The sequence below is a fragment of the Paenibacillus sp. FSL R5-0519 genome (assembly GCF_037974275.1).
Taxonomy (GTDB): Bacteria; Bacillota; Bacilli; order Paenibacillales; family Paenibacillaceae; genus Paenibacillus.
In genome coordinates, this window is record NZ_CP150234.1 from 1,304,967 (window position 1) to 1,328,509 (window position 23,543).

The 23,543-nt window shown below is 45.7% G+C and carries 22 protein-coding genes; 18 read left to right on the forward strand and 4 right to left on the reverse strand.

The window, feature by feature from the left end; genetic code table 11:
- Positions 1–49 precede the first annotated feature (49 nt).
- The 5 genes from pulA (at position 50) to MKY73_RS05720 (ending at position 6,164) form a co-directional block, all read left to right on the forward strand.
- The gene (pulA, locus tag MKY73_RS05700) at positions 50–2,926 is read left to right on the forward strand and encodes a type I pullulanase (protein ID WP_339306128.1); all 2,877 of its coding nucleotides are present in this window, start codon (positions 50–52) and stop codon (positions 2,924–2,926) included.
- A gap of 280 nt (positions 2,927–3,206) precedes the next feature.
- Positions 3,207–3,839 (forward strand): 50S ribosomal protein L25, encoded by a 633-nt coding sequence (locus MKY73_RS05705; protein WP_339306130.1) that lies wholly within the window; start codon positions 3,207–3,209, stop codon positions 3,837–3,839.
- 157 nt (positions 3,840–3,996) lie between these two features.
- Positions 3,997–4,518 carry a hypothetical protein gene (locus MKY73_RS05710; protein ID WP_339306132.1) on the forward strand — a complete coding sequence of 174 codons (522 nt, stop codon included), beginning with the start codon at positions 3,997–3,999 and terminating at the stop codon, positions 4,516–4,518.
- Positions 4,519–4,789: 271 nt separating this feature from the next.
- Complete coding sequence (locus MKY73_RS05715) at positions 4,790–5,761, forward strand: WYL domain-containing protein (protein ID WP_339306134.1); 972 nt, start codon at positions 4,790–4,792, stop codon at positions 5,759–5,761.
- Positions 5,762–5,801: 40 nt separating this feature from the next.
- A complete protein-coding gene (locus tag MKY73_RS05720) occupies positions 5,802–6,164 on the forward strand; it encodes an HIRAN domain-containing protein (RefSeq protein WP_339306135.1) in 363 nt (120 codons plus the stop codon).
- A gap of 53 nt (positions 6,165–6,217) precedes the next feature.
- Here MKY73_RS05720 and MKY73_RS05725 read toward each other — a convergent pair whose 3' ends face one another.
- The gene (locus MKY73_RS05725) at positions 6,218–7,321 is read right to left on the reverse strand and encodes a glycosyltransferase family 4 protein (protein WP_339306137.1); all 1,104 of its coding nucleotides are present in this window, start codon (positions 7,319–7,321) and stop codon (positions 6,218–6,220) included.
- A 216-nt stretch (positions 7,322–7,537) separates the two neighbouring features.
- Here MKY73_RS05725 and MKY73_RS05730 point away from each other — a divergent pair, with 216 nt between their 5' ends.
- From MKY73_RS05730 to msrA, 6 genes are all read left to right on the forward strand, one after another.
- Entirely contained in the window at positions 7,538–7,849 is a 312-nt protein-coding gene (locus MKY73_RS05730; protein WP_339306139.1) for a DUF3817 domain-containing protein, read from the forward strand.
- A gap of 277 nt (positions 7,850–8,126) precedes the next feature.
- Complete coding sequence (locus MKY73_RS05735; protein ID WP_339256909.1) at positions 8,127–8,945, forward strand: TerC family protein; 819 nt, start codon at positions 8,127–8,129, stop codon at positions 8,943–8,945.
- Between the two features lie 505 nt (positions 8,946–9,450).
- Positions 9,451–10,914 (forward strand): RtcB family protein, encoded by a 1,464-nt coding sequence (locus MKY73_RS05740; protein WP_339306140.1) that lies wholly within the window; start codon positions 9,451–9,453, stop codon positions 10,912–10,914.
- The gene (locus tag MKY73_RS05745) at positions 10,914–12,218 is read left to right on the forward strand and encodes an AAA family ATPase (protein WP_339306142.1); all 1,305 of its coding nucleotides are present in this window, start codon (positions 10,914–10,916) and stop codon (positions 12,216–12,218) included. The genes MKY73_RS05740 and MKY73_RS05745 overlap by 1 nt, the downstream gene beginning before the upstream one ends.
- A gap of 308 nt (positions 12,219–12,526) precedes the next feature.
- Entirely contained in the window at positions 12,527–12,784 is a 258-nt protein-coding gene (locus MKY73_RS05750) for a GlsB/YeaQ/YmgE family stress response membrane protein (protein WP_315938471.1), read from the forward strand.
- A 182-nt stretch (positions 12,785–12,966) separates the two neighbouring features.
- The gene (msrA, locus tag MKY73_RS05755; RefSeq protein ID WP_339306144.1) at positions 12,967–13,482 is read left to right on the forward strand and encodes a peptide-methionine (S)-S-oxide reductase MsrA; all 516 of its coding nucleotides are present in this window, start codon (positions 12,967–12,969) and stop codon (positions 13,480–13,482) included.
- A gap of 125 nt (positions 13,483–13,607) precedes the next feature.
- Here msrA and MKY73_RS05760 read toward each other — a convergent pair whose 3' ends face one another.
- Positions 13,608–14,879: a hypothetical protein gene (locus MKY73_RS05760; protein WP_339306146.1), complete on the reverse strand. Its 1,272-nt coding sequence runs from the start codon at positions 14,877–14,879 to the stop codon at positions 13,608–13,610.
- 262 nt (positions 14,880–15,141) lie between these two features.
- Between MKY73_RS05760 and MKY73_RS05765 the strand changes: the two genes are divergently transcribed.
- The 3 genes from MKY73_RS05765 to MKY73_RS05775 all read left to right on the forward strand — a co-directional run bounded on the left by MKY73_RS05765 (position 15,142) and on the right by MKY73_RS05775 (position 17,384).
- Complete coding sequence (locus MKY73_RS05765) at positions 15,142–15,738, forward strand: restriction endonuclease (RefSeq protein ID WP_339306148.1); 597 nt, start codon at positions 15,142–15,144, stop codon at positions 15,736–15,738.
- Between the two features lie 120 nt (positions 15,739–15,858).
- Positions 15,859–16,086 carry a hypothetical protein gene (locus MKY73_RS05770; RefSeq protein WP_339306150.1) on the forward strand — a complete coding sequence of 76 codons (228 nt, stop codon included), beginning with the start codon at positions 15,859–15,861 and terminating at the stop codon, positions 16,084–16,086.
- Between the two features lie 50 nt (positions 16,087–16,136).
- On the forward strand, positions 16,137–17,384 hold the full coding sequence (locus MKY73_RS05775; RefSeq protein WP_339306152.1) for a crosslink repair DNA glycosylase YcaQ family protein: 1,248 nt from the start codon (positions 16,137–16,139) through the stop codon (positions 17,382–17,384).
- A gap of 196 nt (positions 17,385–17,580) precedes the next feature.
- Here MKY73_RS05775 and fabV read toward each other — a convergent pair whose 3' ends face one another.
- A complete protein-coding gene (gene fabV / locus MKY73_RS05780) occupies positions 17,581–18,774 on the reverse strand; it encodes an enoyl-ACP reductase FabV (protein ID WP_339236832.1) in 1,194 nt (397 codons plus the stop codon).
- 202 nt (positions 18,775–18,976) lie between these two features.
- Between fabV and MKY73_RS05785 the strand changes: the two genes are divergently transcribed.
- Positions 18,977–20,257: an XRE family transcriptional regulator gene (locus MKY73_RS05785; protein WP_339306154.1), complete on the forward strand. Its 1,281-nt coding sequence runs from the start codon at positions 18,977–18,979 to the stop codon at positions 20,255–20,257.
- Positions 20,258–20,366: 109 nt separating this feature from the next.
- On the opposite strand, the gene MKY73_RS05790 is transcribed toward MKY73_RS05785, so the two are convergent.
- Positions 20,367–21,107, reverse strand: coding sequence for a MerR family transcriptional regulator (locus MKY73_RS05790; protein ID WP_339256895.1), 741 nt, complete (start codon positions 21,105–21,107; stop codon positions 20,367–20,369).
- Positions 21,108–21,194: 87 nt separating this feature from the next.
- Between MKY73_RS05790 and MKY73_RS05795 the strand changes: the two genes are divergently transcribed.
- From MKY73_RS05795 to MKY73_RS05805, 3 genes are all read left to right on the forward strand, one after another.
- A complete protein-coding gene (locus MKY73_RS05795) occupies positions 21,195–21,896 on the forward strand; it encodes a type II CAAX endopeptidase family protein (protein ID WP_339306155.1) in 702 nt (233 codons plus the stop codon).
- Positions 21,897–22,185: 289 nt separating this feature from the next.
- Positions 22,186–22,602, forward strand: a complete 417-nt coding sequence (locus tag MKY73_RS05800) for a hypothetical protein (protein ID WP_339306156.1) — start codon at positions 22,186–22,188, stop codon at positions 22,600–22,602.
- 121 nt (positions 22,603–22,723) lie between these two features.
- A complete protein-coding gene (locus tag MKY73_RS05805) occupies positions 22,724–23,518 on the forward strand; it encodes a hypothetical protein (RefSeq protein ID WP_339308494.1) in 795 nt (264 codons plus the stop codon).
- Positions 23,519–23,543: the final 25 nt, after the last annotated feature.

Sequence of the window (23,543 nt, forward strand, 5' to 3'; positions counted from 1 at the left end):
GTAACATCGGGACAACACGAAAACAATGGATATAAAGGCGGTGGGAACGATGCCGGAATGGACTTCTTTTCGTTACGAAGGCAACGATCTTGGCTTAACATATACTCGTGCCGCAAGTACTTTTAAATTGTGGGCACCTACGGCACAACAGGTTGATATATTGATTTTTGAAGATGAAGGGCATTACAACGAGGGAGGTAAGGTGCAAGAGCATAAGGGTGGAAGGGATCATTCCTTGACACGTGATGCGGACGGAATATGGACTTTAGAGCTTACAGGTGATTGGGCAGGTTATTATTATATGTACCGTATCACTCATAATGATCAGCGGATTGAAGTCGTTGTTGATCCATACGCGAGAGCGGTAACGGCCAATGGGCAACGAACGGCTATTATCGATCCTGACACCACCAATCCGGTCGATTGGGAACTGGATGTCAAACCTGCTTTTCTGCGTCCTGTCGATGCCGTGTTATATGAGTTACATGTTCGTGATTTCTCCTCAGACCCACACGCCGATATTCCGTATAAGGGAAAATATCTGGCATTCACAGCATCCGGTCTGACGGATAGAGCAGGCAATAGTATTGGTGTAGACCATCTTGCTGAACTGGGAGTCACTCATGTACATCTTCTGCCTGTGGCGGATTATCAGACGGTGAATGAACTCGCTGCGGCAGACGTTGGTTCCAATGTCCGAGCACCATACAACTGGGGATATGATCCGCAACATTATAACGTTCCCGAAGGTTCCTACGCTACCGACCCTCGTGATCCGGCAGTTCGAATTCGGGAGTTCAAATCACTCGTACAATCGCTGCACAGGCAAGGCATCCGGGTTGTACTTGATGTTGTCTATAATCATACGTATAGCGTGGAAGAAGGACCTTTTGAACGGATCGTACCCGGCTATTATTACCGTTATCGGGAGGATGGAACCCTAAGTGATGGTTCTGGTGTAGGCAATGAATTGGCGACAGAACGTCCAATGGTGCGAAAATATATTGTGGATTCTCTCCGATATTGGGCAGAAGAATATCATGTGGACGGATTTCGATTTGACCTTATGGCCCTGATCGATACGGAAACGATGAACGAATTGACACGCGAATTGCGGGAGCAGATTGATCCGGCATTTCTGATCTATGGGGAACCTTGGACGGGTGGAGATTCGCCTTTGGACCGCAAAACATTAAAAGGAACCCAGCGAGGTCAGGGATTTGCAGTATTTAATGATCATTTTCGCAGTGCAATCAAGGGCGATAGTGATGGAAGTGGCAGAGGGTTTGTCACGGGGGCCGGAGGACAGGAATATGAGATTCTCAGAGGATTAGCCGGGGCACTGGATGATTTCACATCTTCACCTGTGGAGGTTGTCAATTATGTAACTGCCCATGACAACCTCAATCTGTGGGATAAAATTGCAACAACCATGAACCTAAGACATGAATTAGGATTTCCCGTATGGAAGGACGGACAGCCCGTGGGTGGTGGGAGTGCTGAGTCCGCTGTAAAAGCAGCAGATCCTTATCGGTATGTGGATGCAGATGATGTTTTGGATCATGAGATGGTTCGTCGCTCGTTACTGTCTTCCGGCATTCTGCTGACTTCTCAAGGCATTCCGTTCCTGCATTCAGGGGATGAGTTGCTCAGGTCCAAAGCCGGTGATCATAACAGTTATCGGAGCGGGGATGCGGTGAACGCCATCACATGGGCCAACAAAGCACGGTTCAGACCGGTGTTCGACTACTATCGTGGTCTTATTCACCTGCGTCGCACACATCCCGCTTTTCGTATGATTGATGCTGAACAGGTACGAAATCACCTTCGTGTAATTCGTGCGGATGGCAATGTAGTTGCCTTTATGCTTCAGGATGGTGCGAATCAGGACACCTGGAATCAGATAATGGTCATTTATAACGGAACAGAACATGAGCAGCATGTGGACCTGGGAGAAGGGGACTGGCATGTCGTAGTCAATGCTCATCAGGCAGGTACAGATCGGATTGAGACTGTTCGTGGTAATGTGCAGATAGAACGATGGTCATTGATGGTACTGTATGACACAGAGCGTGCTGGAGGCGCTGAGCCGTCAACAGTGGAGATTAGTTTTCCTCGCCAGGTATACAGTCCGAAGGAGACCACGCAACTGCGAGCAATCGTACGGGACAGCATTGGCAATGTGGTAGAAAAAGCCCCGGTTACCTGGACTTCTTCTGATCCGGATATTATTCGGATCCAGCCTGATGGAACAATCCATGCAATGGAACGAGGGGAAGCTTCGATTACAGTACACTGTGGGGACATAACGGCAAGCTGTATGTTACAAGTGGATTACCGTCATGCTGAACGAATGGAAATTGTGGGCGAACCAGTCATGTACATGACCCGCATCAGTCGCTTCCGTGCCTTGGTCCTTGATCAATTTGGTCAGCCGCTACAGGATTCGAATGTACGTTGGAGCTCTTCTCACCCTGAACTTGCAGCGGTGAGTGCGGCAGGGATCGTACGTGCGATGGCACCCGGAGTAACCCATATTATTGCTGAAGCAGGAGGAATCCGCGCAACTCTTGCCGTGACGATTCATAAACAGATTTCGCGAACCGTCACGCTTCGCTACGAACGGGAAGACCAGCAGTATGAAGGTTGGGATGTCTGGGTATGGGGCACTGGTATGGAGGACGGAGCAGTACAGCTGGAACGAGTCGGAAATGCCGCTGAAGCCCGCTTTCGCGTTGCTCCGGGTCTGCATCATCTGGGATTGATCATTCGATTGAACGAATGGGAAGCTAAAGATACGTGCGGAGACCGTTACGTGGACATTGTACCTGAAGATGGGGACGTGCACATTATTGTCCGTAGCGGGTCAGACGAGATGCAGATCATTCGCGAAAGCGAAAAAACGGAAGATCGTGATAGCGCATAGTTTCTTTATTTATAACTTTGAACGTAGTTCGTCAAACCCTTGCTAAACCAGCAGTTGGAAGAGATTCCGACTGCTTTTTTGGTCTGAATATACGGAGAATAGCTTAGCCGAAAATAAAGAATTGTCTTGTTTCGTGTTTGAGATCCTCTATCATTGGGGTAAATATAGATATGGCCCACGATTCGGCCAACGAAAAAAAGACCATTATGGTCTATAAGCGAAGCTTTAACGCTTTCCAACAAATATAATGTAGTGATCCCTTGAAGGAGGATGTTCAATCATGAAATCCAACGGAAAAATGGCTCAACTTACAGCAACGCCAAGAACGGAAAAGAAAGGTGCAGCACTGCGTTTGTTAAGACAAGGCGGACGAGTTCCTGCAGTCGTTTACGGCCCGGGACTTGAAGGTGCTTCAATACATGTAGATGAAAAAGAGATGCTGAAAGTGGCACGCACAGGCCGCTCCGAAATGTTCAACCTGAATGTTGAGGGTGGTAAAACGATTCCCGTACTGATCAAGGATCAGCAAGAGCGTAACGGACGTTTGCTGCATGTAGACTTTTTGCAAATTTCCAAGAACAAGCCAATCAGCGTAAGTGTATCGATCGACTTCCAGGGTACAGCAGCCGGTTCAAAAGCGGGTGGTGTATTCCAGACACAGGAGACACAGCTGGAGGTAGAAGGATTGCCTGCGGATCTGCCAACGTCCATTGAAGTTGATGTTAGCGGATTGGATATTGGTGATCGCTTGACTGCAGCGGACGTCAAACTGGATAAAGGTTTGACACTCGTAACATCTCCTGATTCAATCATCGCGTCCGTCATGCCGCCACAAGCGGCTGAGGAAGAGCCAACAGCTTCTGCTGATGAAGCGGCTGAACCAGCAGCTGAAGAAAAAGCTGAAGAAGAATAAGCCAAGCTGGGTGATCTCATCAGACCCCATGCTTAGCCGAAGCCCAGTCCCCGGACTGGGCTTTTTATATTTCACGGACGAGAAGTTATGATAGTCGCATGAAGGAAAAGAATGTACTACAATACATGTTAAAGGGCAAGAAAGTAGGTATATTTCAATGTTTGATCCAACGGTGTATGACAATCTGAAAGTCGGGTTTGAGAATTATCTCTATGATATGGATAACCTGGATGAACGTATTCAGATTACGGGGCGTAAAGATCGGCTGGAGATGGCAGTGATGTCCAGAGAGTTCACAATACAGTTCTGTCTCAGGGATCGTCCGGAAGTAACAGGAGAAGTCATATTAAGCAGTTCCCTTGAGGAACTTGCAGCAGAGATATTGGAGAAGCCTGGAGCGCATCCGGGTTGCCGATTGGAACTGCGGTTTGGTATGGTTGTGAAGGAGACCGAGACACAGTGCTCGGCTATTCGTTCAATATTGCAGATGGGCTGGCCTGACCAGCGGATGTGCCTGAACATCCGCTATATCTTTGATGAAGAGCCAATCACATACAACGTCATGGCTCATGTATACTTTGACCGTAGTGTGAATGAAGACCAGATGGGAGATATTCCTGAACTATGTGAGCATATGGTGAATGTGATGAATCAATTATTAGAGTTGCATAACCAGTAATTCCAAGAAAGCCTTGTCTCTTTGGTGAGATTAGGCTTTTTTTTTGCATTTTTTTAAAAGTTTGTGTAGGCTTTCAGGCTTAGGTTTAAGGTCATTTGGGTTAATGTTTTACGCAAGCAAGTAAGAGAATGTATATTAAAAGGGGGTAAGAGTGCAATTGGACTATACTGAAATGGTGAAAATGCGAAAATAATATTGGGACTAAAGATTTAGTCCTGTACTAAAGGAACTAGTTTTCCTTGCCGATAAAATATCGAAGGGGAGAAACTACATGACAGAGAAATTAATTCGTCTGCTGCGTATACTTCAGGCTATACAAGCAAATCCTGGAATTTCGGCCAAGGAATTGGCGCTGAAATGCGGTACGACTGTACGCACGATTTATCGTGATCTCCGGATTTTGGATAGGGTCGCCCCGATTATGAATGAAGGATACGGCAAAGGTTACCGATTTATTGGTGAGTTTGCCATGTATCCATTAGATTTTACTGAACAGGAAGCAATGGTTTTCTCCTTGCTCCCGTCCGTAGTTGATACCTCCAAGTTACCTGCTGAGTTTGATTCAGCTTTTGACAAGGTTATGTCGGCTCATACCAAATTAAAATCAAGAAACAGTGACATTGTAGAGAATATTGCGGGAATTATTCGGATGGGCACGCCAGCTTATCGTGAGGAAGGAAAAGACCCTAATCTGCTGATTCCCATCATCGAAGCTATTCTAAGCCAGCAAACCATTCGTACTCAATATCATACGCTGACAAGAAATGAGATCACAGTTCGCGATATCGACCCTTATTATCTCATTCCACGTGATCAACGTTTTTATCTGATCGGATACTGTCATTTGCTGCAAAAAGTTCGATTGTTCCGAATTAGCCGTTTTTTGGATGTCACACGAACCAATACCGGTTTCGACAAGGGTGACTTCAACATAATACAGTATATGAAGAACACATGGTCCATTGACCGTGGAGACGAGCATATCCATTTCAAGGTAAGATTCTCTGAGAAAATAGCCCCCTACATAAAAGAAGAAGAAATGTTTGTTCGCCCGCGAATGACGAATATGTCGGATGGGGGATTGTTATTTGAAGTGACACTGAATAGCAGCCGAGAATTTTTGAAATGGTTGTATCAATTTGGACCCGAAGCAGAGGTACTTGAACCACGGGAGTTTCGTAGAGAGATACGCAGGCAACTTGTCGAGTGGTTGGAACATTATGAGACCGATGTATCTTTGTAAATTTTAATTATGGACAAATACAAGAGAAGGAGCAGGTCATATGAGCACTAAATTATTCGCAGCTATGTATGGGATGGACCACTATCATGGAGTACAGGTTTTACATGTGGGGGATACCGTGTATCTCGTCAAAGATCCAGACAATCGATTGGATGAACAAGCAATTAAGGTTGTTATTCCACCGATTGGGGCCGTAGGCTATATCGTTAATGATCCGCTTGTCGTACCCCATGGATGTTGGACCGGGACGGCATTCTACGATGTATTTCACCAACTAACATGTGCCAAAGTACGATTCATGATGAGAGATATGGTTATTATGGAGTTAATTGAGATGAGTCACATTCCTGTTCCGCAGATGGATTCTTTGATTGCGGGATGGCAATTTCGTGAAAAAGCTTGATCATCTTTAAGAGCAGGTTTACATGGGGCAAAAAGCTCATAACAGAAGAAGGCTCATTGACGGATGAGCCTGGTATAGGTGGCTTCCAGATGCATGGCTGTTCTGGCCCAACTGAAATGTGCCCTTGCGCTGTCTCGACCAGCCTTCCCTAACATCTCGGCAAAAGGGGGATTGCTTGCAAGTTTGTACAGGCAAGAGGCAAAACGTTGGGGACGCTTATAAGCGGTGACAAGGTATCCATTAATACCTGATTCAATAATCTCACGAATGCCTCCGTTATCAGAAGCAATGACGGGTAATCCTGAAGCCATCGCCTCAACATTGACCAGGCCAAAAGCTTCATGTTCTTGAGATGGACAGACCAGACAATCGACTGCCCGATACAACTGATCGATATGCTCATGGTTTATCTGACCACGGAAGGAAACATGGACTTTTTGTTCATGGGCGAGCTCGCGAAGTTTACGCATGTAATAAGGAGGTCCCTTGCCTGCAACAACCAGTTGAACAGGCATCTGTCGCTGAAGGATGGCAGTTGCACGAATTAATACGTCTACACCTTTTCCAGGGATGAGCCTGCCGACATACAGAATAGAGAATGGTTTAGTTATTCCAAATTGAGCACGCAGATGAATCTGTTCTTCGCTGGATTCAACAGGCCTGAAACGGCTTAAATCTGCACCCAGTGGTACAACACTCATTCGGCGTTTTACCAAGGGGAATCTGCGGCCTAGCCTTTGTCTCAGGGACTGACTGTTGACGGCAATCCAATCCGCTTTTTTCATCAATGTGAATCTGGAAGGTCCGGGCTGAGCAAACGTTAACGAGTGAAGATAGAGTACAACGGGGGTGCGTGGAAAAGCTCGTTTGATGGTCGCCATACTTCGTGGCCTGTTATCGACTTGAATGACATCGTAGGGTTGTTTGGATAACAGACGGATGACTGCTTTGGTATACCCGACAGGACTCGAAGCAGGGACACGTTGAATGGTGATACCGTCAATCTGTTCTGTGGTGACGAGACCCTCCATTTGACGACTTATGATGGTCACCTGATGGCGGTGTGCAAGTTCGCGAGCGATACCCAGTATGCAGATTTCAACGGAACCGTTGCCTGGCAAAGGTAATTTCTCGGGTGCAATCATAGCAATTTTCATTAACAGGCTCCTCCTTGTCCGACATCTGTAACAATCTTCGTCATCTATCTTATGAGAAGCTCAGCCATTTGGCTCCTACAAAAAGGTAGGTGGACCACCCATATAAGCGTGCAGGAATAATCTGCTGCATGGCATAAAGCGGAGATAATCGGCTTTTGTGATATACTGTACGGGAACAATTGAATTCGTTACATGTATAGAAGCAGGAGGAAAATAATGTTACATTCTATGCTGGGACGCTTCCGGCTGATGTTGTGGTTGCAGGGAATTTCGTATGTATTGTTACTGTTTGTTGCTTTTCCGTTGAGAGATGCCGGAGTTATGCCGCAGGCTGTCACTTGGTTTGGAAATTTGTACGGTTTTTTATTTTTAATGTACTTGTTATTTATGGTGAGCATGTACACCTCACAGAAGTGGCGTCTGCGTCGTCCAATTGCCCTCTTCTTCATTTCTTTCATTCCACTGGGGAATATGATTTACGATGTTGTCGTATTCCGTAAGCTGTACCGTAAACGAAATAAAGCTTGACTTTATTTAAGATTATGAAATATGATGAGTACAGGTTTAACAACCCGTTCCAACTAAAACTACATATTCCTGTTAAAGGGGAGTAGCTTTTACAGTAAAGTCGTCAATTCGGGATCGTATCCCCGGCTTTATTGGCAGCAAATTTGTTGTTAGCGAGACCTTTACCAAGTTTTCATGCTCGGTAAAGGTCTCTTTTTGTGGATATAAAAGGACCTTACCAGCGATGGTAAAGGTCCTTTTTTTTGTACATCATAAGGATATTAAGGAGGAGTCAACGTTGGAAGTTTCATTATTATTGGAATATGGGTGGGTGTTGGCTGTCTTAGTAGTTCTAGAAGGATTACTTGCAGCAGATAATGCATTGGTACTCGCAATTATGGTTAAACATCTACCTGAAGAGAAGCGCAAAAAAGCGTTGTTCTATGGTCTGATGGGCGCATTTGTTTTCCGTTTAGGTTCATTGTTCCTGATCTCTTTCCTCGTCGATGTGTGGCAAGTACAAGCGATCGGTGCCCTGTATCTCCTATACATTTCGATTAACCACATTGTTAAAAAGATACTGGGTAATCGCAATAAAACAGATGAAGCTGCTGATTCGACGCCAAAGAAACCGAAAAAACAATCTGGTTTCTGGATGACCGTATTCAAAGTCGAAGTAGCCGATATCGCATTTGCAGTCGATTCCATTCTTGCTGCAGTTGCCTTGGCCGTGGCGTTGCCACCAAGCGGATTGCCTGCAATCGGGGGACTTGACGGAGGACAGTTTATCGTTATTTTCCTCGGTGGATTCATCGGGCTTGTGATCATGCGTTTTGCTGCCTCATATTTTGTGAAGTTGCTTCATTCCCGCCCAGGGCTTGAAGTTGCGGCTTTTGTGATCGTAGGTTGGGTAGGGGTTAAACTGGCAGTTATTACACTTGCACACCCTTCATTGGGTGTTCTGGATGAGCATTTCCCGGAAAATAAAATTTGGAAATTCGGATTCTATATTGTACTGATCACCATTGCGGTATGTGGTTGGTTCCTGTCTTCCAAAGTTCCTGAAAAAGAAGACGAAAATCCGGTTGATGAGTTGGAAAAACAAGCAGGTCTGTAATAATCATGTTAAGCTAACAACATCATTATTATTAAGAAAAGAGGGGGTCTGTCCTAGGACGGTCCCCTCTTTTGGTTTATACATAAAGTCTGTACCATGGATCTATTTCCAAGAAAAGGGTTGACACATGAATTTCAGTCCCTTTATTATAAGACTTAACATTAACGAAGGGAGGCCGAGAGACATGATGCTTGGTTATGATCTGAATCAAACAGGGCGCAAGGTGGATACAACTGCATATCAGGCTCATCGTCTCATTGGCCTCATACGGTCGACATAGGGGATAGGCATATCGTTTAGCGGGTTTTATAATCGATATGCGTTCTTCGCTTATATCATAGCGATGGATAACAGACACACAAGCATGTTTAAGCTGTTCTGTTCTCCGTTATTGTCATTAAGTAGAAGTCATGGGCGACTAGCCTATGGCTTTTTTTAGTTTTAATTTATAGATGAATCAGCAAACCGAATTTGCTGAACGTACAGGAAGGAATAATACACTTTTATGAATACAGACTTTAATTTATTTACGAGTCAAAATGAAAACGCAGGTAGCTACCGCCATGAAGTAAAATTGCCCGCGGGTGATCTAACCGTGTATGCAGCACAACAACTCTTTTCCTCGCTCGATTACAAGGTATTCGAGATGGCGAACAATAATCTGCAGATTCCGGGAATCTCTTATATGAGTTACACGCCTGACGTGCATGTCGGTGTAGGTACATGCATTGGAACAACAGCCGTCTGGGATGCGCAGAGCGGATACGTTTCTCCCTCCATCGTGGGCAGTGACATTGGCTGTGGCATGCGAGTGCACATGACGAACTTGCACAAGGACGAATTGAAAGACATCAAGCTTCGCCGTAAACTTGTCAAAGCCATAGAGAAAGTATTGCCAATGGAGGCGAACCAGCGAGGTCATTACTCGGATATAAGACTGGAGCACATTGTTCGTAAAGGGCTGCATGGTTTACCCAAAAAATATATCCCTGACAGCTATACACCGAAAAAATCAACCTCGATAACCCATGTGGAAAGCAGCAAATTCAGTTACGATGAGGATGTGTTAAATCACATTCCTGATATGACGTGGCATCGTTCGCATCGTCAGCTCGGTACACTGGGCGGAGGGAATCATTTTGCCGAGATTCAGGCGATTGAGATCGCCGAAGAGAATCGTGAAATCGCCGAAGCTTGGGGATTGTACGATGGACAGATCGTGGTCATGATTCATTCCGGCTCTCGTGCATGGGGCGGATATGTCAGTCAGACGAGTTCTTCAGCGATTGCGAAAGTCATGCAGCGTCTTAACTTGGGCACATCCGATCCAAGACTGGTATTTGCGCCGCTGGAGCATGCAGAAGGTCGTCATTATGTGAACATGATGTATTCTGCATTGAATTACGCGGTTGTCAATCGTCACCTGATTGCGTATGCTATTCGCGAAGCATTCCGGGATGTATTTGGCCCCAAATGTGAATTTCGAACGTTATACGACCTGATGCACAACTACGCCTGGGAGGAATCCCATGCAGACCAAGATTCCGTTTTTGTACATCGAAAAGGAGCGACACGTGCGTTGCCGGCGGGTCACCCGGACAATCCCAAGCCTTATCTGGCAACTGGACATCCGGCGCTTATTCCCGGTTCGATGGGAAGTGCTTCATATATCATGGTCGGTCAGCCACAGGGCGCTGATAATTATTATTCGATATGTCACGGCGCGGGTCGCATACGTTCACGAACAGCAACGAAACGATTGGTTACTGTAGAGGATTTTGCTACGGCACTGGGCGTCGGCACAGAAGATGAGATCGTGGTAAACCAGCGCTCACTTGAATCCATTATTGATGAATCACCTCAGGCTTATAAAAATGTAGATGAAATTATAGACAGTGTTACCGGCGCAGGCCTGGCTCAAGTTGTAGCCAAATGCAAACCGCTTGTAGCGGTAAAGGGAGCGAAATAATGACAATACACGAACAACAAACGGATCCAACAAAGGCGATCTATACTTATGACGAACAACATGATACCCGCATTCGAGTGGAAGGGTACGCCATCTATTCAAGGCTGATTCGTGGCATCAGCGAGGCGCTACATCAGCGCTATGGCATTGAATACAAACTGTATGCCAGTTCTGACCCGAACAATGAATACTGGGAGTTACTCCGGGAAGACTTGCAAAATGGAAGTACCGAAGTGGAATTGGTAGCCCGCATTTTCGAGGATTTGGAGCTTCAGACGTTGCATTACGATGATGATGGTGATGTGCCCACGTATGGTGTGCACTACTCCATCCGCAACAACGTATTTGCCTATCCAAAATGGGGCGTTGCACTTGTGCGTGTTCCATTTTTCAGAGAGAACGGGATCTATAGCGAAGACTTTGTATTTGCTGTCGGGGATGAAGAGATGAAGCAATTTCTGGGAAGTGTCCGGGAACGGGAACGTCAGCAAAATATGAAAAAAGTGACGGTGTATACCGATGCCCGCAATGGCAGCGACCGTCATGTCGAATCGATTACTCGCTCCGTGGGAAGAGAGGATGTTGTTCTCTCTGCACAGATTAAACAGGATATTTTCCGCTCGCTGGATCAGTTCTTCGAAGCAGATCGTTCCTTTTACAGAGATTATGATATCCCGTACAAACGGGGCATTCTATTGTATGGACACCCCGGAAACGGTAAGACCACATTGGTGAAATCCATTGCAGGAAGTATACCGGGACCGGCTGCGTATTGGCAGATAACGGAGTATACCAACAGTGAATCGGTGCGTGAAGTGTTCGAGGCTGCCAAGCGACTCGCACCGATGGTACTGATCATTGAGGACATCGATTCGATGCCGGATGAAGTCCGTTCCTTTTTCCTGAATACACTGGATGGAGCTACGTCCAAAGAAGGCATTTTCTTGATTGGGACAACGAATTATCCTGAGAAAATCGATCCTGGCCTTATGAACCGTGCTGGACGGTTTGACCGGGCTTACGAAATTCCGCTGCCAGATGAAGCGCTGCGCCTGCAATATCTACGTCAACGTGGCTTCACCGTATTCGCGGGTGAAGAAGGCACGGTAGAAGCAGCTCGTCTGACCGACACGTTTTCTCTGGCGCAGCTAGGTGAGTTGTATGTGAGCGCTGCGCTGGAATGGCATCAGAATGGACAGACAGACATTGTAAAAGTCATTCAGTCCATGCGTGGCGAGCTGGACAAGAGTCACAAACATACGTGGCTGGCGCAGCCAGGTAAGGGCCGTGCAGGCTTTTATTGATCAGATCTAACCCATCCATCTATAATATGACGCAAACTTATAAATAATCCTACCTCAATTGGTGATACTAACCTTGTCTGCTCTAACATACAATGACTTTCGGGAGGTACATAACGCAGCCCTGAGCTGGTGAGATGCCGGAAAGTAACGCGATCTGTTTCCATACCTAACTATGGCTTGTTTTGCAGAGAACGATGCATCGGGACAAAAGGTAATATGCAAAAATTTTTATGCCAATTGTTTAAATGCTTCTGTAGCGGTTAATAGTAGACAGACAACAACAAAAACTTTAATTAGAGGTGAATGATATGGGTTGGTTATGGTCATTAATTATCGGTGGTATCATTGGTTGGTTGGCAGGTTTGATCGTTGGTCGTGACATTCCAGGTGGTGTTATCGGTAACATCGTTGCGGGTTTCATCGGTGGATGGTTAGGTGGAGTAATCTTGGGTGATATGGGTCCTGAGATGGGCGGATTCTACATTGTACCTGCATTGATTGGTGCGATCGTTCTTGTAGCCATCGTGAGCTTGATCTTCCGTTCTATGGGACGTAGTCGCGGGTAACCAGTTTCAGGATAAATTCTTGAACAAGTTGTCGTTCCAAATGAATTACCAATGAAGAGGTTGATTGAGAGCCATAACGATGGCTTTCAATCAACCTCTTGTTGTTTTAAAATATAAGAAGATATGCGTATCAGCTATCTATATTCATACGTAGTTTTTTTAGATAAGAGGGGATGAACGGAATGGAAAAAGCTACATTCGCCGGCGGATGTTTCTGGTGTATGGTTACACCGTTCGAAGAACAACCGGGCATTCATGGGATTATATCGGGTTATACTGGCGGTCACGTCGAGAATCCAACATATGAGCAGGTCAAAACAGGGGAGACCGGTCATGTCGAAGTGGTCGAAATTACATTTGATCCGGATGTATTCCCTTATGAACGACTGCTGGAGCTATACTGGCCTCAGATTGACCCGACAGATGACGGAGGACAGTTCCAGGATCGGGGGACACAGTATCGTACGGCGATCTTTGTGCATAATGAACGTCAACGTGAGCTTGCTGAACAGTCCAAGCAGGAACTGGCAGCCAGCGGACGATTCAGTCAACCGATTGTTACGGAAATTCGTGATGCAGCTGTGTTCTATCGGGCTGAAGACTATCACCAGGATTACCACAAGAAAAACGAGAAACACTATAAGGAAGACCGTGCGTTATCCGGACGGGACGAATTTATAGACGAGAATTGGAAATAGGATAATTCTATCCTGACATGCGATAAGCCGGGCGAGCTCCTTATGGAACTCGCCCGGCTTATTATTGAATCGAGATTTTAGTTTGGATCACGAACATACGATAAAGAGCCGAAAAGACTCTTTTATTATTTTGCGGAATGGGACTTCAGTACATATTTGGACAATGTCTCATCGTTCATCGAATAGATGACATCATCGACATAGGTAGAGACACCTTCTAATGAAGGAACGGAGGCACTGGTCGTGTAGATATGCACATCTTCCAGTGTCTGCGGATCAAGAATGTATCCTGTTTTGGCAAAATCCAGCTGGTACTGACCATCTTGTGTCTGGTCAACATGCATTAATGCAGGCTGTGTGTCCTTGAATGTACGCTCAGTCACTTTGCCTTTCATCGTATACAGTTCCAGCTTCTGCCCTGTAAGGACCGTATAGCCGTTGCCAGCCGTTTGGATGTAGGCATCACCGGCAATGGCACGTCCCCATGCAAGCTTGCCGTCGGTGCCAAAGCCCATCAGTCGATTACCCGTATTCCCGAAATTGGCACGCATAAGGATGGAACCATCGTCCAGAATGGCCAGCGATTCACCGCCGCCATCTCCCAGTGTATTGGCATTGGCAGGGAATTGGTAGAAGGCCAGACGATTCAACGTACGATCATAGATCTCCACCTTGGGATTCGCAGCTTGCTGCCAGAAGTTGCCTACCTTGGTTTGTTTGCTGGCATCCACTACAATTCGACCATGATCAGCCTTTAGCACGCTGCCGTTAATGGTCTTTTCGGTAATTAATTTGCCCTTTTTGTCATATAACGAGATGGCTGAGCGAACGGAACCATTTGACTGCACGCCCTGACTTGAAGCAACCATCAGCGTATCGTTATCCAATAGGGATATGCTTGCAGGTGAGTTCACCGTTTTGATCCAGTTGGTCTTACCGGATGTATTGAATGAGTACAACTTTTTGGTTTTGTCCGAATATTCCATATACACATAAGCTGTACCGTTGCTGGCATATACCGAATCAGAGTAGGTGGTGTAAGGACCGCTTTTCTCATGGAATATCGTATTCCACTTCAATTGCCCAGTTGTAGCATCGAATGCTTGGAGAGAGTCCAGCTGCCAGTCCAGTGTAGTTTTGCTGCTTGTTTTCGTTACGGCCTGGGAGGCATGTACATAGACAAGATTTTTGGATGGCACGGCATGGATTGCCTTGATCAGGACATCTTTTTCGGTATTGGCCTCAGATAACATCAGGGAAGATGACGTCCACGCTGGTTTGGGCATGGATTCGGTTGAGGCAGCAGCGTAACTTGTTGTATTCATGGTGAAGAGGAGCATGCCGCTAAAAATGAGGGCAGCCCATGTTTTGGACTTGTGTTTGGTCAATGTATGCAAGTGATAAACCACCTTTCTTCTTCGATTCAAAAGAGAACCGATTGTTGAATTTTACCATTGAAGTGAAGTGCAATTCAACCGAACACACTGTAACCTTTTATCATGTATTTGTCGAAATAACCATGTTTGGAGAAGTGTGAGGGTTACAGGGAATTCATCTTCTTTCGATCAAGGTGGAAGTCTGATATATTTAGTGCGGTGATAAGCCATATCTGATTAAGACGTTGGATAGAACATAGGGAAAAGAACAAGGAGAAGAGCTATGAACTGGAGTGAAAATGTGACCCTATGGGTCATCGGTAATATTTTCATATTACTACTGCTGGCCTGGATTATTCGGCGTATTATCGGGCGAGGGCAGCGGATACGAAGTGAAGCTAATCCCAGGAAGATTACGATAAAGGACATCGACAAGATGGAGGATGGTTCGGAATTTGAATTATATCTATATCATTTATTCGAAGAACTCGGGTACGATGAGGTTCATAAAACGACGAGCAGCCGGGATTTCGGGGCCGATCTGGTGTTTGTCGATAGACTCGGCAGACGAAGTGTTGTGCAAGCGAAGCGATATGGCGCAAACCATCCCGTAGGGTTAAGTGCTGTGCAGGAAATCTATACCTCCATGCGTTATTATGAAGCTGACCGGTCGATTGTATTAACGTCCGCCCGTTACACGGAAGCTTGCCGGACGCTTGCAGCAGTCAATGGAGTGAAGTTGCTGGACCGGGAAGACCTGATGGAATTAATTATGTTATTCAAAGCAAGAAGAGTGGAAGAAGCATTGGAACTGATCGAAGAAGATGATCATGAACCCATCGAGACGTGGCAGTCCCGGCGAAAACGGCCATCCCGCTAACATCTTGGGTGAATGCCTATTTAATTATGTACAAGCCCATTCCAGTAGAAAGCACCTTCACTTGCGTAGCTGCACATGATATATTGAGTGTATATCAACCAAAGGAGTGTGTAATCCAGTATGGCACGTACACAAACACAAAAAGCATTACGCAAAGCAGAGCGGTCAGGCAAGTGGTGCTCGGAACAGAGCCGAAGAGTTAACGGAGATTATGGTGCATTATCCCAGCATGTACGTCTCATGCCTACGAAGCAGGAAAAATTGCAAAAGGTCAAACACAAGAAGCAGATCATCCAGGATGGTGGTGCTTCTTTTTATTTTGTTTATGAGGCGCGGATTGCTGGATAAGTAAGACGATAGAATTCTGTACACTATAATGAAGGGAAGAATCTATACATATGACAACTGCGCTGCATGTGAATAAAAAAATCGTTCGGCGTTTTTTGCTGCAAACGCAAGCTTTGCTGGAACGTTGGCCGGCAGTTTCCTTACCATCGGGACCCGATCAAGTTCTGAGTTTGATGCGCTCCCTTGGTTGCGTGCAGATCGATCCTGTAGCTGCTGTAACCGGAAACCAGCATCTGGTGCTGGGTGCCCGTGACCCGGGTTATACGGCTGACAGCTTAAATTCGCTGCTGAGTGATCATAAGGTGTTTGAATATTTTGCAAATGCTGCCTGTGTCATTCCAATCGAGGATTATGCTCTCTTTGAACCTGTGCGTGCCCGATTAAGGGAGCGTCTGGCTCCATCCCTGCAAGGTCTGGAGAAAACAGTGCAGCATGTGTTACAGCGTTTGAAGGAGGAAGGACCTTTACCTTCAAGAGCCTTCCGTGCTGTTGAACGGGTAAGTGGTTATTGGGACAGTGCAGATGTGCCAAAGACGAAGGATACCACACTTGCTCTGAACCTACTGTTAGACTCTGCTGTGATTCGTGTGGTGGCGAGGCAAGGGAATGAACGTTATTTTCATATAACCGAATCCGGATTGCAGCAACAGGGACTTCCGATGAAAGAAGATATGGATGTGTTAGCCCAGAAGCAGGCTCTGCTGGATAAATACATTCATGCGTATCGCGTTGTAGATGCCCGGGATCCCCGTCTGGGTTGGCTAAAATCTACAGCCGCTGAACGACGCGCCGATATTGCTGCCCGTGTGTCAGATGGGCGAATGATCCCGCTTAAGGTGGAGGATGTGGCGACGCCTTATTATATTCGAGCTGAAGACGAGGATTTGTTGTTACATATGGAGAGGGAAGAGCCACACTATGATCCATCAGGCCCGGTCCGTTTCCTGCCGCCACTGGACAATCTGTTATGGAGAAGAGAACGTATTGTCGATTTATTCGATTTTCATTATAAATGGGAGATCTATACACCAGAGGTGAAAAGAACCTACGGTTATTATGCCATGCCGATTCTTCATGGTGATCGGTTAATCGGACGTATGGACCCGCGACTTGATCGCAAAACTGGAGTGCTTACCGTTCGTTTGTTATCCATGGAAGAGACGGCTCCACCTGTGGAGGAATGGATTGCGGATTTTCGGGAGGGTCTTCAATTCTTTGCGTCCATGCATGGAGCGCATTCAATCACTATGGAGAAGACGGTACCGAAAGAGTTGAAAAAACAGCTTAAATCGTTTTGATCGGGGGATACAGGAAGGAATGTAAGGATATGAAATTAAAATGGCGTAGAAAGGATCTAGGATGAAAGGATCTAAAAAGGATACAAAAAAGGGGAGAACCCGGTGGTTTCCCCTTCTTTGATTGTACAATCAGATCTTTAACATGGCATTAGAAGTGCTAACGAAAATCTAAGTTTGCGTACTCGCCAAAACTTTTTTAGTTCACCAGATGGGGCACTTCAACGTTTGGATCAACGTCTGCTTCATAATCCACACCGTCGGTTTCAAAACCAAACAGTTGGAAGAATTCGCGACGATAACCTTCCAGATCGGACAGATCATAGATGTTCTCTGTAGTCAATTCATTCCAGAGCTTCGCGACTTCTTGCTGAACGTCATCTCTCATCTCCCAATCGTCGATACGAATGCGACCTTCTGCATCGGTTGGTACTTCTCCTCCTGCATACAGGCGATCAGCGAACAGACGCTGCAATTGCTCGACACATCCCTCATGCAAGCCTTTTTCTTTCATGACTTTGTACAAAGCTGAGATGTACAGCGGCACGACTGGAATTGCGGAGCTGGATTGAGTCACCAGCGCTTTGGCGACAGTTACATAAGCACGTCCACCCTTGGCACTTAGACGATCATTCAACTTGAGTGCAGTCGCTTCCAGATGATTCTTGGCCTGACCGATGGAACCATCACGATAGATGGCATGGGTAAGTTCAGGACCGATGTAGGAGAAAGCAATCGTTGTTGCATCATCCGCAAGTACGCCGCCTTGTTGCAGGGCATCCATCCACAGTTCCCAATCGTCTCCACCCATTACGGTTACGGTCTGACGAATTTCCTCTTCCGTTGCCGGCTCCAGCGTAACAGAGCTGATTTCGCCTGTGTGGAAGTTTACTGTTTTATTTGTGTAGGATTGTCCGATAGGCTTCAGCACAGAGTTGAATACTTCACCCGTGTTTGGATCGGTACGGCGTGCCGAGGCTACGCTGTATACGACCAGATCCACTTGACCGAGTTCACTGCGAATCAGTTCAACGGCTTTGTCCCGTGTTTCGTTTGCGAATGCATCACCTGTGATGCTGTACGATTTGAGGCCTGCTTCTTCAGCGGCTTTTTCAAATGCAGCGGAGTTGTACCAGCCTGCGGAGGCTGTACGTTTTTCTGTGGAACTGCTCGGACGGTAAATACCGATCGTATTCGCTCCCGCCCCAAAAGCGGATACAACGCGTGACGCCAGACCGTATCCGGTGGAAGCACCAATTACGAGCACATTACGGGGGCCTTTGAGCTCAGGCTGTGATTTCACATAATCAATCTGTTCCTGCACTTGCGCAGCGCAACCTACAGGGTGGGAAGTGGTACAAATAAAACCACGTGTTCTTGGTTTAATAATCATTTATTTGCATCCTTTCATATTCAGCTCATGTTTCAGCATTTCGATCAAATGCTCGTATACATACCTCCTTATTGTAAAACAATTACCTCGGAAACGGAAACCGTTTCGTTTGATTTCACCGGAGGGTGGCGTTATATCTCTAATTTTGCGATGATGTGCATATAATGTACTCGCTTGTTAGGGTAGAAAGGACAGGAATGCCATGCTGAAGGAACGCATTGAACTGCTAAGCAAAAGAAAACAAATCTCCCGTAAAGACCTTGTGGAAGGTCTGGTCACGCAGGCCCACTTTGCCAATATCCTGGCGGATCGTTATCCGCTCCCTGAGGATTTGGCAGAAGCTATCGCCGGACGTCTGGGGGTATCCCCTTCCTATATTCTAAAGGCTGCGGCTCAGGACGAGGAAACACTCGAACGGGCAGAGGGCATCTTCGAACAAATGTCTGTTCCAGCGTCGTCGATATCCGAAGAGACGGTGCATGCGCTGTCAGATCGGGATGACACACTGACTGTTGAGCTGACAACGGCCTTGATGAAGGCGGTATATTATCAACAGTTAAATGATGCAACGGCACATGAATATATACATACGTCCTACCTTAATTTTTACCTGGAGAAGTATGGTCGCCCAGACGATATTGATCTGCCGCGCCCGTTAGTCAAAGCACTTTTATTCTATAAAATACAATATTATCGCTCCAAAATGGCCTTTGTAGATGTACTAACTCATGCAACCAGGCTCAGTCAGCTGGCGCTTCCTGGCAGTGAATTCTGGCTGTCTGTGCAAAATATCAAGATGGAAGCCTACATCCAGGTTAAACAGTATGAAGAGGCAAAACAGGTATTTGAGCTTACGATGCGTCATGTATATGATCAGCGGCTGTTCCATCGATTGTCCGGGTTATATGTGGCATATAGTGGGTATTGTTTCGCAATGGGACTGGTTCAGGAGGCACTCTCGGCATTAACCATGGCGGAGGCGAACCTCGTATATGCGGGGAACCAAGGCGACCTGGTGACGGCAATTGCCAACAATCGGATTGTCATGTTAACGATGACAGGTGAATTGGATCAGGCACAGGCGGAGATTGAACGATTTGAGTCACTATTGCAGCAGGAAACGGAAGAAATACAGCTCGCGATGCGGCCGCTTGTCTGTATATATCAATGCGAAGTGGCTCTGGCGCGGAAGGACTGGGGCGTACTTGCACAAAGTGTAGATCAACTCTTGAAATGTGCAACAACCCAGGACCATCACATGAGCGGAACCTTCTACCAGAGCCAGCTGGCTCTTGCGCATGGAGATCGCGAAGTTTTCATGGAGCGTGCGCTTGCCTGTCTGCCTTATTTTGAATCCGCGCAGCATGTCATGCGGCTTGAACCGTTATATGAGGGGATGGCCGTGGTGTCTGAGGATCAGCGCAAATACAAGGAAGCGGCGATGTATTATCGGAAGCTGGTATATTTGTTACGCAAAAAATAGAGCGGTAGCATAATATCATCCGTTTGGAAAAGATGGATCACTATGGGTCTCTTATAAGTATGTTTCCTGGATACAGCCGGCTGACAAGTCGGCTTTCTTTCTCATTCCACTATAAATTTGATTCCATTTCAAGAGCATAAGCCGTACTAAGCTCCACAAAGTTCAGAACTTCGTCAGATACGGGATATAGTCCTGACTCTGTAGCAGGAAGCTTTCTCACTTCCCAAAACTTTTCGATCAATGTCTCATCACCATTAAAAGTATCGTGAGATAACTTCATTAATTCACAGGCAATGTTATAGCCTTCATCCGATTGGGGAGGAACAGATTGTTGTATGCACCACTCAATCCGGCGTATCAAGGAGACATATTGCTGAGTAATCTTATCATTATTATTAAGTTTCGGTAATGCTTTCTGTAGAAAGGCAACTTCCTCAGCATTGAAGTAATCCATCCACTGTTTAGCAACGGGCTGTACGTTTTGGACCAGATGTGAGACCCGATCCCAGGAAAGTATACCTTCCAGATCAATCATATTGATCAAAGATGTAGTATTTTCAATACTGCCCTGAATTGAAGTTAATTGCTCCTGAAGATGATTATGATGTGCGATCAGAATATGACGATAAGATAGTTTGTTCATTACAGTCTGTATGTCTTCAAGCGATAATGATAGTGATTTTAGCAATGTGATTTTTTCAAGCGCAAATAAATCTTCCTCTGAATAATAACGGCGACCGTTGTCTTCCTTATGACTCGGTTGTAGTAGACCGATCTGATCATAATAACGTAGTGTTCTAACGGAGATATCTCTCTGTTTGGATACTTGTCCTGTTGTCCATCTCTGCATGTTTTTTTCCTCCCAAAAAGTGCTTGCAGGTGACGTTACGTCACCTAATATCATTATAATATATAATAGAGGATTGAGGGATCGAGAATGACTAGAGCGGTAATGTGGAAAAAGACGGATCAGTGGACATGGCGTGAGTTACTAGTATTGTTAGCGCTGGAATTTGTATTTGTAATATTCGTGATTAAATACCCAATACAGTCCGGATATGAGGAGTGGTTGGATAATACCCTTTATTCTGGGACACTCACAGGGCTTACCATCGCAATTACACTTTTGACAGGACTGTATTTGGTTGCTTTGCGACCGAAGAAGCTGTCGTGGAGAGAGGTGGGCGTCAAGGGATTCTCCGTAAGGGATTGGTGGAGAATTGCACTGTGGCTCCTGCTTCTCATCATTTTAAGTGTGATGGCAGTATATCTTACCAGTTTTCTTGGAAATACGGTAGACAACAGCAAAACAGAGAGTCTGCAGCAAAATGTCACTCTTTTTACTATCGTTATCGGTATCGTTTCGGCTGGATTCGTGTCACCTCTCTATGAGGAGATTTTCTACCGCGGGTTCATATATCGCTGGCTACGGACTCGTATCAGGATGAAATGGGCGATTGTGATTAGTGCTCTAATCTTTACTCTTGCTCACTTTCCAACGATTAATGCCATGCCCGTAAATTTCATTAGTGGTGTTGTGTTTGCATGGAATTATGAACGGACAGGATCGGTCGTGCCAGGCATGATTGTTCACGGTGCGTTTAATACGATTGCCGTAGTGTTAACCGCAATGAGTTAAAATGATGATTATAGTATGGACACACTTTAAAAATAAGTATATTGAATATGATTTGGTGCAAGGCCACCACCTTAGCCACAAATAATATCTGTCAAACGTAAAATGAGGATCGCATTAGCAGTTGCTTTTTTGCGGAATTGGCATAATGTCTTACCAAAGAAATGATTATCCGGTAATTTGATTACCGGATTTTTCGTTTTTTTTGTATGCCGCCAGAAGGGTATTCAAAGACAAGCCGCGGTGTTTATAATTTAACTATGAATAAAATAAAACAAATGAGGTGCTTACTATGGGATGGTTCGGTAGAAAGAACAAACCGGAAGATACGATTGCGAAAGTAGATAAAATGATGAATAAAGGGCTCACTGGCATGATGATGAAAGGTTTCGTATCCAAGGAACATCGGGAGGCAATCAACCAAAGTCTGGATTCGGCAAAACAGGCACAATTGGCTGCGAGTGGTTCGCTTCCATTAACGGCAACAGCAACGGTGGTGACAATTACCGATACGGGCAAACTGATCAACTTTGATCCGATTGTTGTGCTTGTATTGGATGTGACAGAGACAAACGGTAACCAGTATCAGCGAACCCTGGAGACACTGGTGTCCAAAATGCAGATTCCACGAGTTGGAGATCGGGTAGGATTGGGTCAGAATCCAGCGAATCCGACTGAACTGATCTATATGGGACTAGTTTCCATCTAGAAGGTTTTACTTGTAGGACGGAGATACTCCATTTATAAAGTACGTATAACAACGTATTACAGACATATTGTTAGAGGTTTGGATAGAGATATGAGAGAAGGATGAAGAGAGGGTGGGCCATATGGTAGGTTTTCTGAGATTGATTGGCGTATTAACTGTGTTTGGAGTGGGGTTCTCCCCATTTCTGGCACAGAAGATGTGGGATGATCCATTTATCATCATGCAAGCCTGGTGGTATAAACCGGCGATCTTTGCCGGGTTCGGGTTGATCTTTGTTCCTGCGATTTTGAGTAATATTTTTGGTGTAGGTCGAGTCAAGACAGGTTTACCGGCAGTGGGTGTCATTAAGAGCATACAACAGACTGGCACGTATATTAATGAACAGCCGGAGGTTCGATTGGGTCTGACGGTGTCGCGTAAGGGGCGTGAGAAATACGATACGGAAATGAAAACTGTTATTCCCCTGACATCCATGGCTCAGTTTCAGCCGGGCAGCTTCATTCCGTTAGTGGTCTCTGTGAAGGATGAACGCAAGGTAGGGCTCGATATGAAAGGACAGTTATCACAGGAGGATATGCAGCAATTGTTGGATGAAAAGATGGTACAACAAGGGGTATCCCCTGAGATGATGGATATTGCAAGAACAGGGGAAAAAGCGATGGCCAAGATTCTTGATGTCACTCCACTTGGAAGTGGAGGCAGTAATAAGATCAAGCTTCAACTCAAACTCAGCATAACCAAGACGAATGGTGAAACGTTCACTGTGACAACGCAAAAAGAAATTTTATCTACTGCGCTGCCGCAGGTGCAGCAAGGGCATATTATTAACGTCATTTATTCAAGACAAGACCCGACAAAATTGGTGTTGGCATTGAATGTACAGGAGCGACAATTAAGTGACTTATTCTCATCCTGAAGATATAGATAATAAGGAGGTCGTA